Genomic DNA, 13,304 nt, shown 5'->3' with positions numbered 1-13,304 from the left:
CATCAGCGGTTCGCTGTGGCGGCTGCCGTCAATTCTTGCGCACGACGGCGCGTATGCACAGACGTACGACCGGATCGGTCGCCGGTTAGGCTCACACCGTGCCCTCCATGAACGACCTCGTACGCCAGCACACCGCCCTCGGCGACTCCGACCTTGAGTGGCTGCACCTGCTGGTCTCCGAGTGGCAGCTGCTGTCCGACCTCTCCTTCGCCGATCTGGTGCTGTGGGTCCCGACCCGGGACGGCACGCGCTACGTCTCCGTGGCGCAGATGCGCCCCAACACCGGACCCACCTCCTACCAGGACGACATGGTCGGCCACCTCGTGCCCAGGGGACGCCGGCCGCTGCTGGACGCCGCCCTGGACGAGGGCCGGATCGTCCGCGAGGGCGACCCCGAGTGGCGCGAGGAGGTGCCGGTCCGGGTGGAGTCCATCCCCGTGCGCCGCGAGGGCCGCGTCCTGGGCGTCATCGCCCGCAACACCAACCTGCTGACGGTGCGCACGCCCAGCAGGCTGGAGCTGACCTATCTGCAGAGCGCCTCGGACCTGGCGCAGATGATCGCCGCGGGATCGTTTCCCTTCCCCGACCAGCAGGTCGACATGGACGCCTCACCGCGGGTCGGCGACGGACTGATCAGGCTCGGCGCCGACGGAGTCGTCCAGTACGCCAGCCCCAACGCGCTCTCCGCCTACCACCGGCTGGGTCTGGCCGCCGATCTGGTCGGGCTGCACCTGGGCCAGGCCACCGCCGAACTGGCGCCCTCCCGAGGCCCGGTGGACGAGTCGCTGGTCAAGCTCGCCAGCGGCTGGGCGCCGCGCGAGACCGAGATCGAGGGCAACGGCTGCGTCGTCCAGTTGCGCGCCATCCCGCTCAAACCGAAGGGGGTGCGGATCGGCTCGCTCATCCTGCTGCGCGACGTCACCGAACTGCGCCGCAGGGAGCGGGAGCTGATCACCAAGGACGCCACCATCCGGGAGATCCACCACCGGGTGAAGAACAACCTCCAGACCGTCGCGGCCCTGCTGCGGCTCCAGGCCCGGCGGATCGGCTCGGGCACCGGCGGCACCGCGCGGGAGGCGCTGGAGGAGGCCGTCCGCCGGGTCGGCTCGATCGCGATCGTCCACGAGACGCTCTCCCAGACACTGGACGAGCGGGTGGAGTTCGACGATATAGCCGACCGGGTGCTGGCGATGGTCGCCGAGATCTCCCCGGGCATGGTCACCGGGCGGCGTACGGGCCGTTTCGGCGTACTGGCGGCGGAGGTGGCCACCCCGCTGTCCATGGTCCTCACGGAGGTGCTGCAGAACGCGCTGGAGCACGGTTTCCGGCCGGGGGAGCGGGGCACGGTCGAGGTCGCGGCCGTCCGCGGCGCGGGCGCCGGCCACGGGGAGGGCCGGCTGCTGGTCACCGTGCAGGACGACGGACGCGGTCTGCCGGAGGACTTCGACGCGCGCACCGCGGGGAACCTGGGGCTGCAGATCGTGCGGACGCTGGTGGAGGGGGAGTTGGAGGGAGGCTTCGACATGCTCCCGGCTCCCGGGGGCGGCACCCGGGTGGTCCTGGACATCCCCGTGGAGCCGGAGAGGCGCTGACGACGGGCGCGGGCCCCGCACAGCACCGAGCCCCGGACCGTGGTGAGCACGGTCCGGGGCTCGACATCATCGTCTTTGCGGTGCGCACTGTGGGCACTGCGCGCTGCGGCTCGGGGGCAGCAGGTGGCGGGGTGGGCGTCAGGCAGTGGCCTTGCGCGCCCGGTTGCGGGCGGCGCGGCGCTTCATAGCGCGGCGCTCGTCCTCACTGAGGCCACCCCAGACACCGGAGTCCTGGCCGGACTCCAGGGCCCACTGCAGGCACTGCTCCATCACGGGGCAGCGGCGGCAGACGGCCTTGGCTTCCTCGATCTGCAGCAGCGCAGGACCGGTGTTGCCGATGGGGAAGAAGAGCTCGGGGTCTTCCTCGCGGCAAACGGCGTTGTGACGCCAGTCCATGGCTGCTCCATCTCCTACGCGTTGCGGTAATTGCTTGTGAATGTGAACGCTTTCACGAATCCCTCCACAAGGGAAGGGGCATCGCCCGGCTTCGCCGGGAGTGTCCCGAGGGATGAGGAGGTGGATTCGGGGCTCTCAAGGGGGTCGGCGTCGACCGTCCCGATCGCCATGAAGAGACTCGCAAACCTCGGCGGCGGATACAACCCCTTCCGGAAAGTTTTTTTTGATTCCTTGGTGTCGACTAGGTCACAGCCGTACTTCCAGGGGGTGGAACCTGGTCTAAACGTTCGAGTGAAAGGACTTTCACCACATCCACTTACACAATCACACGCAGTGCACGGCGTACGCCTGTGAACGTCACGCTCGTACGCAGCCCCAGGTGGTCACCGTCCATCTGAAACGGCAGTGGCACCTGTGATTCCAAGGTGAAGTCGGTGAGATCGTGAAGTGAGACCGCGTGCTTGCCGTGCGGGCCGCGCTCGGGCGTGGAGGTCAGCAGCTGGGTGCCGTAGCGGGTCACCGCGGAGGGGGTGAGCCGGGTCAGTCCGAGCACGTCGAGGGCGGTGTCGAAGGAGGCGCGGGGGGCCGCGTACACCGGGCGGTTGCCCAGGTAGGTCCAGGGCGCGGTGTTGCAGACTATGGACAGCGCCAGCTCCTCGACCGGCTCCTCGCCGGGCCGCCGCAGGGTGATCGTCCCGCGGCGGCGGTAGGGGTCGCCCAGGAACTGCCGCACCACCTGGCGCACGTAGAGGGCGTGCGTCGAGCGCCTGCCGCCCTCGCGCTTCTGCTCGACCCGGCCCACCACACCCGCGTCGAAGCCGAGGCCCGCGCAGAAGGTGAACCACCGGGACGGCACCTCCGCGTCGTCCGTCCCCGGCGTACCGGCCGCCAGCCCCAGGCCCACCGTGCGCTCGCCGCCGGAGTTCAGCGCGTCCAGCAGCGCACCCGTGGCCTCCACCGCGTCGTTGGGCAGCCCCAGGGCGCGGGCGAAGACGTTGGTCGAACCCCCCGGCACGACCGCGAGGCGGGGGAGGGCCTCGGGCGCGGGGCCGGCGTACAGCAGCCCGTTGACGACCTCGTTGACCGTGCCGTCACCGCCGAGCACGATGACCAGCTCGATCTCCCCGCGCTGGACCGCCTGCCGCCCCAGGTCGCGCGCGTGTCCCCGGTACTCGGTGGTGGCGACCTCCAGCTTGAGGTCGCTCGCCAGGGCGTGGATGAGGACGTCTCGGGTGCGGGCACTGGTGGTGGTTGCCGCCGGGTTGACCACGAGGAGCGCGCGCATGGTGTGCAGCGTACCCAGCCGCTCGCGGCCCAGACGGACGGCCCCGGGAGGGGCGGCCCGGGACGGACGGAGGTCCGGGAGGTCCGCCCCGCTACCCTGGCGATGTGACCACGGACGCATCCTCCGCCGACGCCCCCCGCTCCTCCGAGCCCTCCCGGCCCGGGCGGATCACCGCCGCGGCCGCCGTGGTGGCGGCACAGGGAGTGGTGGTCGCCGGCCTGGGGGTGACCATGCTGGTCATGCTGCTGACCGGCGGCCGGGCCGACGACGCGGTGCAGGCCCTCACCGGGGCCGTGACCGTGCTGGCGCTGGCCGTGCTGCCGCTGGCCGCCGCGCGCGGACTGTGGCTGCGGCGCCGGTGGAGCCGGGGACCGGCGGTGATCGTCCAGCTGATGGCGCTTCCGGTGGGCTGGCAGATGGCGCAGAACGGCGGCGTGTGGCTCGCGGGCGGAGTGGCCATCGCGCTCACCGCGCTGGCAGTGCTCGGCTGCCTGATGAGCCCGGCGGCGGCCGGGGCGCTGGGCGTCGGCCCGCGCGAGCACCGGGACGCCTGACCGGACCGGCGGGCGCCCTGCCCGCAGGCATCCCGCCCGCGGGCCCCCTGCTCCCCGCTACTCCTCGATCAGCAGCCGGTCGCGCAGCTGTGCCAGGGTGCGGGCCAGCAGACGCGAGACGTGCATCTGGGAGATGCCGACCTCCTGGGCGATCTGGGACTGGGTCATGTTGCCGAAGAAGCGCAGCAGCAGGATCTTCTTCTCACGCGGCGGCAGCTCCTCCAGCAGCGGCTTGAGCGACTCCCGGTACTCCACGCCCTCCAGGGCGTCGTCCTCCGCGCCCAGGGTGTCCGCGACGGCCGGGGACTCGTCGTCGGTGTCCGGGACGTCCAGGGAGAGCGTGCTGTAGGCGTTCGCCGACTCCAGACCCTCCAGGACCTCCTCCTCGGAGATCGACAGCCGCTCGGCCAGCTCGTGGACGGTCGGGGCGCGGCCGTGCTGCTGGGACAGCTCGGCGGTGGCCGTGGTCAGGGACAGCCGCAGCTCCTGGAGCCGGCGGGGCACCCGCACCGCCCAGCCCTTGTCGCGGAAGTGCCGCTTGATCTCGCCCACGACCGTGGGAGTGGCGTAGGTGGAGAACTCCACGCCGCGCTCCGGGTCGAAGCGGTCCACCGACTTGATCAGGCCGATCGTGGCGACCTGCGTCAGGTCGTCCAGTGGCTCTCCGCGGTTGCGGAAGCGCCGCGCCAGATGCTCCACCAGCGGCAGGTGCATCCGCACCAGGGTGTCGCGCAGCTCGGCGCGCTCCGGGGAGCCCGCCGGGAGGCCGCGCAGTCTGACGAACAGGTTCCGTGCGCCGCTGCGGTCCTGGGGATCCGGCTGGCGGTGCACATAGGCGACGCCCTCACCGGCCCCTTCGTCCTCGCGCATGTCGTGCTGCTGGTCCTCCATGGCATCCGCCCGCTCATCAGGTTCGACCGGATGGGGCCGGGCGTGCTGCTCGGGAATGACCGGACTCGCCGCCTTCTCGTGGCGGCCCGTCCGCGTTTCGCTCTCCAGGTCGTTCACACCGACCCCCTTGTCCCGTACCGGCCCGTGTGTGCCGGTCACGGCGCCCCTGGGCCGGCGCCGCGCTTCTTGTGCAGGCTGATGCTGACCGTGCGGTCCTCGGCCACGGCCGAGTCGACCTCGCCCGCCAGCGCGGAGAGCACCGTCCAGGCGAAGGTGTCGCGCTCGGGGGCGCGGCCGTCCGTGGTGGGTGCCGAGACCGTCACCCACAGGGAGTCCCCGACGAGCTTGAAGACGCAGCTCAGCACGCTGCCGGGGACCGCTTGCTGGAGCAGGATGGCGCACGCCTCGTCGACGGCGATGCGCAGATCCTCGATCTCGTCGAGGGTGAAGTCCAAACGGGCCGCGAGACCGGCGGTGGCGGTACGCAGGACCGAAAGGTAGGCGCCCGCGGCGGGCAGCCGGACCTCGACGAAGTCCTGCGTCCCGGGCTCGCCTGCGATCTGGGACACCCTCACCTCCAAGGTGGCACGAGCTGGTGGCTGCCGTGTACGCCCTCCCGACGACCCTGTCGCAACGGGTCAACGGACGGGCGGGGCAGATCGTTCGACTGCGACGCTATCGCGATCCGGGGCATGCTGTCGCCCGGGCCGAGAAGGGCACCCTTCCTGCGGTCGTCACCCATAGTAAACACATGGGTACTGTCCGTGGCTAGAGGTCTGCGGTGCCCAATTCCTCTCCGGTCGCGCCGGGTTCACAGCGCCGCGGGGCCGCCGGTCGTTCCCGGCCCCCGGGGATCCCGGCGTCCGCCCGGCCGCCAGGGCCCTCAGCGGCTCGCCGGAGAGCCTGTGGACCGTCCGCTCGTCCACCGGTTCGGCGCCGAGCGGCTCGTAGAAGCCGATGACGGGCTCGTTCCAGTTCAGTACCCACCACTGGAAACGTTCGTAACCCCGCTCGGCGCAGACGCGCGCGAGTATCGCCCGGCAGCGCCCTGCCGTGGCCCGCGCCGCGCGCGGCCGGGCGGACGTACAGGTCCTCCGGGTGCACGCCGCGGGTGCCGGTCCAGGCCGAGAAGCCGAGGAACCACAGGGCGAAGCCGACCGGTTCGCCGCCGCCGTCCTCGGCGATCAGGGCGAAGACGGCCGGGTGCTCGCGGAAGAGGGCGTCGCGGTCGCGCAACCGCTCCTCGGTGGCCCCGGCCTGCCCCGGCGGGCGCTCGTACTCAGCCGGCTCGCGGATCAAGGCGTGGAGGACCGGGACGTCGGCGGGGACGGCCGGCCGGACCGGGCGGGGAGGGCTGACCGGTGACCACGGCGGCCACCGTCGTCCCCGGGGGGAAGGCGCCCTCGCCGGCCAGGACCGCCAGGCCGTACAGCACCTTGGCGACGTACACGCGGTCCAGGCCCGGCATTCCGTGCCGGGCCGCGAAGTCCCGGGCGAAGGACTCCAGCTCGTCGGTGGTGCGGGCGAAGCCGCCGCAGTGGAAGCGGTCCTCCACCGTCCAGGCGCCGCGGCGTCCGCCGAAGGCGGCGTGCTGCAGCCGCTCCACCTCCTCGGCGAGGAAGCCGCCGCGCAGGGCGGCGAAGCCGATCGCGCGCTGGCCGCGGGCGAGTCCGGCGGCGAGCCCGGCGAGGGTGCCGCCCGTACCGCAGGCGACGGCCACCACGTCCGCCGCGCCGCGCAGCTCCCGGCCCAGCTCCGCGGCGCCCCGCACGGCCTCGGCGTTGCTGCCGCCCTCCGGTATGAGGAGGAACGGGCCGAAGCGGTCGCGCAGCCCGGCGGTCCACTCCGGGTCGTTCCTGCGGCGGTAGTCCGCCCGCGACACGAAGTGCAGCCGCATGCCGTCGGCGGCGCAGCGGGCCAGGGAGTCGTTGAGGGGCCGGCCGGCGAGCTCGTCGCCCCGCACCACCCCGATCGTGGACAGGCCCAGCAGGCGCCCGGCGGCGGCCGTGGCGCGCAGATGGTTGGAGTAGGCCCCGCCGAAGGTCAGCAGTGTGCGCTCGCCGCTGCGCACGGCGGCGCGCAGGTTGGGCGCGAGCTTGCGCCACTTGTTGCCGACGAGGTCCGGGTGGATCAGGTCGTCGCGCTTGAGCAGCAGCCGGACGCCGTGGCGCGAGAAGTGCTCGTCGGCGGCCTCCGCCAGGGGGGAGGGCAGGCGCGGGGCGAGGGAGTCCAGGGCCGTCAGGGGGGCCCGGGACACCGGGGACGCCGGAGGGCCGGCCGGGGGAGGCGGTGCGCTGCTCATCCAGCCATTGTCACGCCGGGGTGGCACCCCGTGTCACCGGTCGGCCGGGCACGGTGAAAGCCCGTACGAGCGCCGCGGCCGGCGCCCGCCCTCCGCGTACCGGCGGCGGATTGCGGTTGCGACGGAATATGCCAGTCGGCAGTGGAGGGCGGCTGCTCCCCGGGGGCGTGCGGTAGGAGGGCCCGTCCCCGCGGACGGGAGGCGCCCGGCGCGGATGTGCGGGAACGGGACTCGGCCGTCTCTCCGGGGCGGGTGTGAGATCCGTCATACGACGCATCGGACTTTTCCTTCCCCAATCCACCCCGGGTCGAGGGTCGGAGGCGTGCGAGGGGAAGGGAAGCCGAGGTCAGCGAGGCAAGGGGCGGAGAGGGCGGGGGCGTTGGGCGGACGCGCTCCCGCACGCCGTCGCCGCAGGCGGCCCGTACGCCTTCGCGAACGCGGCGACCCGTCCAGTATGAAAGCGCTTTTCCCGGGCACATGGGTGTACGCCCCGGTCGATGGAAGCTCGCTGTCGCGCCTCCCCTGGACCAGGGCTGATACGAGGTGGCTGCGTACCTCTGAGCCGACTGTTGTCAAGTTTTCTTGACCTGAGTTATACAGATGGGCGGAGGGCATTGCACTCAGTGCCGCACCGCCGACTGCCCCGTGCTCTTGGCGGGGCAGCGGGCGACGGCCCGTGCCGACCACCTCACCGGTACCAGTCAGTGCGGAAGGGGAGATGGATCATGCGGTGGAGCGAGTTCGTGGCGCAGGTACGCGAGCGGGGGCAGTACCCGACGGCCAAGGAGGCGGAGCGCGTCTCCCGGATCGTGCTCTCGGCGCTCGGCGGCCATCTCACCGGTGCGGAGCGCACGGAGCTGGCCGTCCGCCTTCCGCAGGAGGGCATGCGCGTGCTGACCGGGCAGCTCAAGGTGACCAAGCCGCTCAGCGGCGCGCAGTTCGTCGACAGCGTCGCGGCCCGCATCGAGGGCGCGACCCCGGCGACGGCCCGCTGGGACGTCAGCTCGGTGCTGAGCGTGGTCGCCGAGCTCGCCGACAAGGACCTGCTCGACCGGATCATCGACCGGCTGCCGCCCGGCTACGCCCTGCTGTTCGGACGCGCCCAGCTCACCCGCCGGGCCGGTCAGCTCGTCTGAGCGGGGACGACCGGTCGGGCCGGCGGCCCGCAGCGACTCCACGGCGCTGCGGGCCGCCGCCCGACGGCGTGTCCGGGCCCGGTGACGGGCCGGCGGGCAGAGGCCCCGGCGGCCGGCATGGCCGCATGACGTGCGCAGGGGGCCGCGAAGGGCATGGGACGGCCCCGCCCCCCGCCCGCGAACCCTCATGGACGGGCGGGGGTCACCGCAGTTCGCTGAAGCGCTCGGTCTGTCGGGTGCGGCCGGCGACGATGATGGTGTCGCCCTCCTCCACGACGGTGTCGGCCGTGGCGTAGGTGAAGCCCTCGCCGGGGCGTTTGACGGCGACGACGGTGACGCCGTGGCGGGTGCGCACCCCGCTGTTGCCCAGGGTCAGTCCGACGATGTCGGCCGGCGGGCTGGTCTTGACCATGGCGAAGTCGTCCTCGAACTCGATGTAGTCCAGCATCCGGCCGCGCACCAGGTGGGCGACGCGCTGGCCCATGTCGTGCTCGGGGTAGACGACGTGGTGGACGCCGAGCTGGGTGAGGATGCGGCCCTGCGCCTCGCTGGTGGCCTTGGCCCACACGTTGGGGATGCCGAATGAGACCAGCAGGGAGGCGGTCAGGATGCTGGCCTCCAGATTGCTGCCGATGGCGACCACGGCCCGGCCGAACTCGTGGACGCCGAGCTGGCGCAGGACCTCCTCCTTGGTGGAGTCGGCGCTCACCACGTGGGTGAGGGAGCCGGACAGGGACTGGACGACCTCGGCGCTGTGGTCGATGCCCAGGACCTCGGTGTCCTCCTCGGCCAGTTCCAGGGCCAGGGCGCGGCCGAAACGGCCCAGGCCGATGACGACCACGGAGTCGTTGCGGTCGTCGCGGCGGCGGGCCCTGGCACCGCGGCCCCTGGCCGGCGGGTTCTTCCTCTGGGGGGCGGGGTGCTTAGCCAATGACGGGTCGCTCCTCGGGCAGTTCGTACATGCGGACACGGGGGCGCAGGGCGAGCGCGGAGGCCACCGTGATGGGGCCGAGGCGGCCGATGAACATCAGCACGGTCAGCAGGATCTGCTCCCCGGCCGGCAGGTCGGCGGTGATGCCGGTGGACAGTCCGACGGTGGCGAAGGCCGAGGTGACCTCGAACAGGGACCGGTCGAGGCTGAAGTCGGTGAAGACCATGAAGGCGATCGTGGAGGCCGCGACGGCGGCCACCGCCAGCAGCACCACGGTCAGCGCCTGGCGCTGGACGTCGCCGTGCAGGCGGCGGTTGAAGATGTTGACCGCGCCCTCGCCCCGCACCTCCGCGTATATGACGAAGAACAGCACGGCGAAGGTGGTGACCTTGATGCCGCCGGCCGTTCCCGCGCTGGCCCCTCCGACGAACATCAGAACGTCCATGCCCAGCCAGGTGGCCGGGTTCATCTGACCGATGTCGACGCTGTTGAAGCCGGCGGTGCGCGGCATCACGCCCTGGAAGAAGCCGGCCAGCAGCTTTCCCCGCACGTCCAGCGGCCCCAGGGTGCCCGGATTGGACCACTCCAGGGCGGTGATGAACGCCGTACCGCCGGCCAGGAAGGCTCCGGTGGCCCACAGCACGATCTTGGTGTGCAGGGTCCAGGTGCGCGGTCGGCGCAGGCGGCGGCGCAGTTCGAACAGCACGGGGAAGCCCAGCCCGCCGGCGATGACGGCGAAGGCGATGGGCAGGCAGATCCACGGATCGGCGACGAAGCCCATCAGATTGTCGGTGTAGAGGGCGAAACCGGCGTTGTTGAACGCCGACACCGCGTGGAAGACCCCCAGCCACACCGCCCGCGGCCACGGCTCGTCGTAGCCGAGCCCGAAGCGCAGGGTCAGCATCGTGGCGGTGACCGCCTCCAGCAGCAGGCTGGCCCTGACGACACCGGCGACCACCGACCGCACCTCGCCCAGTCCCAGGGTCTTGGTCTCCGCCGCGGCCGTGAGACGGGCGCGCAGCCCCAGACGGCGGGAGACCAGTACCACGAGCAGGGAGGCGAAGGTCATGATCCCGAACCCGCCGACCTGGATCAGCGCCAGGATCACCCCCTCGCCGAAGCCGGTCCAGTAGGAGGGGGTGTCGACCACCACCAGCCCGGTCACGCAGACGGCGGAGGTGGCGGTGAACAGCGCTTCCATCGCGCTCGCGCCGCCGGGCCCCTCCCTGGCGACCGGCAGCGTCAGCAGCGCCGTTCCGACCGCGATGGCCGCGGCGAAGCCGGCCACGACGACCTGGGCCGGGTGCCGGAACCGCAGACGGCGCCACCCCAGCCCCGTCACCGCAGCGTCCCCGTTCCACCATGGGTTCGGGTCACGATCGTATGCACCAGAAGACGATAGCCACTCCGGCGCCGGAGATCGTGCCGGGGCGGCCGCCGGGGCCCGGCGCGCGTCCCCGTCCGCCGGGTGCGCGCCGCCGCCCGGCGGACCGGCGCCCGGGGCGACCGGACGGGAGGGCCCTTCAAGGCCGCACCCGGCCCGCGGCGGGTTCCGGGCGCGGAACCCGGCGGGCCGGGTGCGGAAGGAAGGACCGGTGGGTCCTGGAGGGGCCGGGCCGCGGCCCGGGGGCCCGGGTCAGGCCTTCTTGGTCTCCCAGAAGATCTTGTCGATCTCGGCGATGAGGTCCAGCAGCTTCTGGCCAGTGGCCGGGTCGGTGGAGCCCTTGGCGGCCGAGGCGGCCTTGAGGGCGTCGTTCACCAGCTGGTGGAGCTGCGGGTACTTCTCGAAGTGCGGGGCCTTGAAGTAGTCGCTCCACAGCACCGAGATGTGGTGCTTGGCGAGCTCGGCCCGGTTCTCCTTGATGTACGTCGCACGAGCCCGGTAGTGCGGGTCGTCGTTCGCCTGGTACTTCTCCTGGATGGCCTTGACCGACTCGGCCTCGATACGGGCCTGGGCCGGGTCGTAGACGCCGCAGGGAAGGTCACAGTGGGCGCTGACCTTCACCTTCGGGGCGAACAGGCGGGAGAGCATAGAGCTGTCCTTCCTCGTGATCGTCTTCTCACGTGTGAGATTACTCCGTGAGGAGCGCCTTTTCGCGTGTGCCCCCACTCGCCTGGGACAAAAGTCCGAGGGTTGCGGGGACGAGGAGGGTACACGGGCAGGGCGCTGGAGCCGAGGAAGGGACCGGAGGTGCGGCGGATGCCGGAGCGGGCGGACGAGCAGGAGGGCCGCGGGCTGCTGCGGATCGGGCTGGCCGAGGTCTACAACCCGTCGATGGAGCCGACGCTGCGCCCCGGCGATCTGCTGGTGGTCCGCTACGGGGGAGCGGTGCGGCCCGGGCACGTGGTCGTGGTGCGGCACCCCTTCCAGCACGACCTGCTGATCGTCAAGCGGGCCGTGGGGCGGCGGAACGGCGGCTGGTGGGTGGAGGGCGACAATCCGTCGGTGCGCAACGACAGCCGCGAGTTCGGAGTGGTGCCCGACGAACTCGTGGTGGCGCGGGCGTGGGTGCGGCTGCGGCCGCTGCGGCGGGTTCAGCGCACCCCCGGCGCGTTGCTGGGCTGGGTCCTCTCGGCGCTGCGGCCGCTGTTCTCCAGGCGTTTGCGGGCCCGGTAGGCGGCGACGTTGGCACGGGTGGCGCAGCGGTCGGAGCAGTAGCGCCGGGAGCGGTTGGTCGAGGTGTCCAGGTAGGCGTTGCGGCAGGGGTCGGCCTGGCAGATGCCCAGCCGGTCCACGCCCAGGTCGGTGAGGTGGAAGGCCAGGCCCATGCAGGCGATGGCCGCGTATCCGGCGGTGGCGTTGGCGGGGTGGTCGGCCAGGTGCATGTGCCAGCGGGGACGGCCGGCGTCGTCCAGGTGGTCGTGGCCGGAGATCTGCGGGCTGGCGGGGAACTCCATCAGCAGGGCGTTGAGCAGGTCCACGGCCCTGGTCTCGTCCCCTTCCGAGGCGGCCGCGAAGACCGCGCGCAACCGTGTGCGCACTCCGCGCAGCCGGGTCACGTCGGCCTCCGTGGCGCGCCGCGCGGCGCTCTGGCCCGGGCCGAAGAGGGCGCGTACGGCCTCCACGGAGGTGAGCGTGTCCTCGCCGCGCTGCGGCTGCTCGGTGTTGACCAGCCGCACGGCGAAGTCCGAGTAATAGTTCAGTTCCACTTGTGGTCCTTACGGGCGCGCTCTATGGTCATGGGGAGGGGCGAGTAAGGGTTGCCTCTCGGTACAGGCTATTACGTACCCAGGATGCGGGGGTCGTCATGACGGAGACGGAAACGGAGACCGGTATGGGGACCGGGAAGGAAGCCGGGACGGAGGGGAACGCGTCGGCGGGCGTGGCGGAGGGCGAGCGGTGGCGGCGCTGGCAGGAGAGCTGGGACCGGCAGCAGGAGTGGTACCTGCCGGACCGGGAGGAACGCTTCGGGGCGATGCTCGACGCCGTCGAGGCGCTGGTGGGGACCGAGCCGAAGGTGCTGGACCTGGCCTGCGGCACGGGAAGCATCACCGGCCGGCTGCTGCGCCGTTTCCCCGGGGCCACCAGCACCGGGGTGGACCTCGACCCGGCCCTGCTGACCATCGCGCGCGGCCACTTCGCCGCCGACCCCCGCGCCGCGTTCGTCACCGCCGATCTGCGGGACGAGCGGTGGACGGACGCCCTGCCGCACCGGGCGTACGACGCGGTGCTCACCTCCACCGCGCTGCACTGGCTGCGCACCGACGAGTTGCGTGCGCTGTACGGGCGGCTGGCGGGCGTCCTGCGCGACGGCGGCATCCTCGTCAACGCCGACCACATGCCCGACCCCGCCACGCCCCGGATCAACGAGGCCGTGGACGCCTTCCACCGGGCGCGGCGCGAGCGCGAGAAGGCCGCGGGCGCCCAGGACTGGGCGGGCTGGTGGGCGGCGGCGGCCGCCGACCCGGTGCTGGCGGAGCCTGCCGCCGAGCGCTTCCGGATCTTCGGCGACCCGGTGGCGGGGGACCACGCCGACGGCGAGACGCAGTCCGCGGCCTGGCACGTGGAGGCGATGCGGGCGGCGGGCTTCGCCGAGGCGCGTCCGGTGTGGGCGTCGCCGGCCGACGCGATGGTGCTCGGCCTGAAGTGACCGGGACCGGCGGATGACCGGTCCCTGGACCGTTCCCCGGACCGGTCCTCGGCGGAGGCGGTCCGGGGCCGGCCCGGAGGCGGGAAGGCCGCGGGGCGGTACGGGCCGGATCGCCCCGGCCCGTAC

14 protein-coding genes and 1 pseudogene are annotated in these 13,304 nt (G+C 72.5%); 5 read left to right on the top strand and 10 right to left on the bottom strand.

Translation table 11 applies throughout. From position 1 onward, the window contains the following. Positions 1 to 107 precede the first annotated feature (107 nt). Positions 108 to 1,592: a histidine kinase N-terminal domain-containing protein gene (locus QPK52_RS08235; protein WP_410536526.1), complete on the top strand. Its 1,485-nt coding sequence runs from the start codon at positions 108 to 110 to the stop codon at positions 1,590 to 1,592. 138 nt (positions 1,593 to 1,730) lie between these two features. Here the strand turns inward: QPK52_RS08235 and QPK52_RS08230 are convergent, their stop codons facing one another. Next, positions 1,731 to 1,988: a WhiB family transcriptional regulator gene (locus tag QPK52_RS08230; protein ID WP_028427873.1), complete on the bottom strand. Its 258-nt coding sequence runs from the start codon at positions 1,986 to 1,988 to the stop codon at positions 1,731 to 1,733. Positions 1,989 to 2,304: 316 nt separating this feature from the next. Further along, positions 2,305 to 3,273, bottom strand: coding sequence for a diacylglycerol/lipid kinase family protein (locus tag QPK52_RS08225; protein ID WP_410536524.1), 969 nt, complete (start codon positions 3,271 to 3,273; stop codon positions 2,305 to 2,307). A 104-nt stretch (positions 3,274 to 3,377) separates the two neighbouring features. Here QPK52_RS08225 and QPK52_RS08220 point away from each other — a divergent pair, with 104 nt between their 5' ends. Continuing rightward, positions 3,378 to 3,827: a hypothetical protein gene (locus QPK52_RS08220; protein ID WP_410536523.1), complete on the top strand. Its 450-nt coding sequence runs from the start codon at positions 3,378 to 3,380 to the stop codon at positions 3,825 to 3,827. Between the two features lie 57 nt (positions 3,828 to 3,884). On the opposite strand, the gene QPK52_RS08215 is transcribed toward QPK52_RS08220, so the two are convergent. From QPK52_RS08215 to QPK52_RS08200, 4 genes and pseudogenes are all read right to left on the bottom strand, one after another. Then, positions 3,885 to 4,985 carry an RNA polymerase sigma factor SigF gene (locus tag QPK52_RS08215; RefSeq protein WP_410540253.1) on the bottom strand — a complete coding sequence of 367 codons (1,101 nt, stop codon included), beginning with the start codon at positions 4,983 to 4,985 and terminating at the stop codon, positions 3,885 to 3,887. Beyond that, positions 4,874 to 5,287 carry an anti-sigma regulatory factor gene (locus QPK52_RS08210; protein WP_093661399.1) on the bottom strand — a complete coding sequence of 138 codons (414 nt, stop codon included), beginning with the start codon at positions 5,285 to 5,287 and terminating at the stop codon, positions 4,874 to 4,876. Before QPK52_RS08210 ends, QPK52_RS08215 begins: the two co-directional genes overlap by 112 nt. Positions 5,288 to 5,584: 297 nt before the next feature. Then, a pseudogene (locus tag QPK52_RS08205) lies at positions 5,585 to 6,017 on the bottom strand (GNAT family N-acetyltransferase); the annotation flags it as partial. After that, positions 5,998 to 7,020 carry a 1-aminocyclopropane-1-carboxylate deaminase/D-cysteine desulfhydrase gene (locus QPK52_RS08200; RefSeq protein WP_410536522.1) on the bottom strand — a complete coding sequence of 341 codons (1,023 nt, stop codon included), beginning with the start codon at positions 7,018 to 7,020 and terminating at the stop codon, positions 5,998 to 6,000. The gene QPK52_RS08200 and the pseudogene QPK52_RS08205, both read right to left, overlap by 20 nt. Before the next feature lie 725 nt (positions 7,021 to 7,745). On the opposite strand from QPK52_RS08200, the gene QPK52_RS08195 reads away from it, so the two are divergent. Continuing rightward, positions 7,746 to 8,156 carry a DUF2267 domain-containing protein gene (locus tag QPK52_RS08195; RefSeq protein WP_177214064.1) on the top strand — a complete coding sequence of 137 codons (411 nt, stop codon included), beginning with the start codon at positions 7,746 to 7,748 and terminating at the stop codon, positions 8,154 to 8,156. A 202-nt stretch (positions 8,157 to 8,358) separates the two neighbouring features. On the opposite strand, the gene QPK52_RS08190 is transcribed toward QPK52_RS08195, so the two are convergent. From QPK52_RS08190 to sodN, 3 genes are all read right to left on the bottom strand, one after another. Next, on the bottom strand, positions 8,359 to 9,087 hold the full coding sequence (locus QPK52_RS08190; RefSeq protein WP_410536520.1) for a potassium channel family protein: 729 nt from the start codon (positions 9,085 to 9,087) through the stop codon (positions 8,359 to 8,361). Then, positions 9,080 to 10,429 carry a TrkH family potassium uptake protein gene (locus QPK52_RS08185; RefSeq protein ID WP_410536519.1) on the bottom strand — a complete coding sequence of 450 codons (1,350 nt, stop codon included), beginning with the start codon at positions 10,427 to 10,429 and terminating at the stop codon, positions 9,080 to 9,082. The genes QPK52_RS08190 and QPK52_RS08185 overlap by 8 nt, the downstream gene beginning before the upstream one ends. 294 nt (positions 10,430 to 10,723) lie before the next feature. Beyond that, positions 10,724 to 11,119 carry a superoxide dismutase, Ni gene (gene sodN, locus QPK52_RS08180; RefSeq protein ID WP_093661405.1) on the bottom strand — a complete coding sequence of 132 codons (396 nt, stop codon included), beginning with the start codon at positions 11,117 to 11,119 and terminating at the stop codon, positions 10,724 to 10,726. A 168-nt stretch (positions 11,120 to 11,287) separates the two neighbouring features. Here sodN and sodX point away from each other — a divergent pair, with 168 nt between their 5' ends. After that, positions 11,288 to 11,704, top strand: coding sequence for a nickel-type superoxide dismutase maturation protease (gene sodX / locus QPK52_RS08175; protein WP_410536517.1), 417 nt, complete (start codon positions 11,288 to 11,290; stop codon positions 11,702 to 11,704). Here sodX and QPK52_RS08170 read toward each other — a convergent pair. Continuing rightward, positions 11,623 to 12,237, bottom strand: a complete 615-nt coding sequence (locus tag QPK52_RS08170; RefSeq protein ID WP_410536515.1) for a CGNR zinc finger domain-containing protein — start codon at positions 12,235 to 12,237, stop codon at positions 11,623 to 11,625. The two genes, sodX and QPK52_RS08170, sit on opposite strands and share 82 nt — an antisense overlap. Positions 12,238 to 12,335: 98 nt before the next feature. On the opposite strand from QPK52_RS08170, the gene QPK52_RS08165 reads away from it, so the two are divergent. Next, positions 12,336 to 13,178, top strand: a complete 843-nt coding sequence (locus tag QPK52_RS08165; protein ID WP_410536514.1) for a class I SAM-dependent methyltransferase — start codon at positions 12,336 to 12,338, stop codon at positions 13,176 to 13,178. Positions 13,179 to 13,304 lie beyond the last annotated feature (126 nt).

Source organism: Streptomyces sp. KL2 (assembly GCF_046529545.1).
Lineage (GTDB): Bacteria > Actinomycetota > Actinomycetes > Streptomycetales > Streptomycetaceae > Streptomyces > Streptomyces radiopugnans.
Note: the sequence above shows the minus strand (reverse complement) of the source record. Positions and strands in the feature narration are given on the sequence as shown.

Coding starts and splice junctions, on each gene's coding strand:
- QPK52_RS08235 (WP_410536526.1), top strand. CDS start 108: ATGAACGACCTCGTACGCCAGCACACCGCCCTCGGCGACTCCGACCTT.
- QPK52_RS08230 (WP_028427873.1), bottom strand. CDS start 1,988: ATGGACTGGCGTCACAACGCCGTTTGCCGCGAGGAAGACCCCGAGCTC.
- QPK52_RS08225 (WP_410536524.1), bottom strand. CDS start 3,273: ATGCGCGCGCTCCTCGTGGTCAACCCGGCGGCAACCACCACCAGTGCC.
- QPK52_RS08200 (WP_410536522.1), bottom strand. CDS start 7,020: ATGAGCAGCGCACCGCCTCCCCCGGCCGGCCCTCCGGCGTCCCCGGTG.
- QPK52_RS08195 (WP_177214064.1), top strand. CDS start 7,746: ATGCGGTGGAGCGAGTTCGTGGCGCAGGTACGCGAGCGGGGGCAGTAC.
- sodN (WP_093661405.1), bottom strand. CDS start 11,119: ATGCTCTCCCGCCTGTTCGCCCCGAAGGTGAAGGTCAGCGCCCACTGT.
- sodX (WP_410536517.1), top strand. CDS start 11,288: ATGCCGGAGCGGGCGGACGAGCAGGAGGGCCGCGGGCTGCTGCGGATC.
- QPK52_RS08165 (WP_410536514.1), top strand. CDS start 12,336: ATGACGGAGACGGAAACGGAGACCGGTATGGGGACCGGGAAGGAAGCC.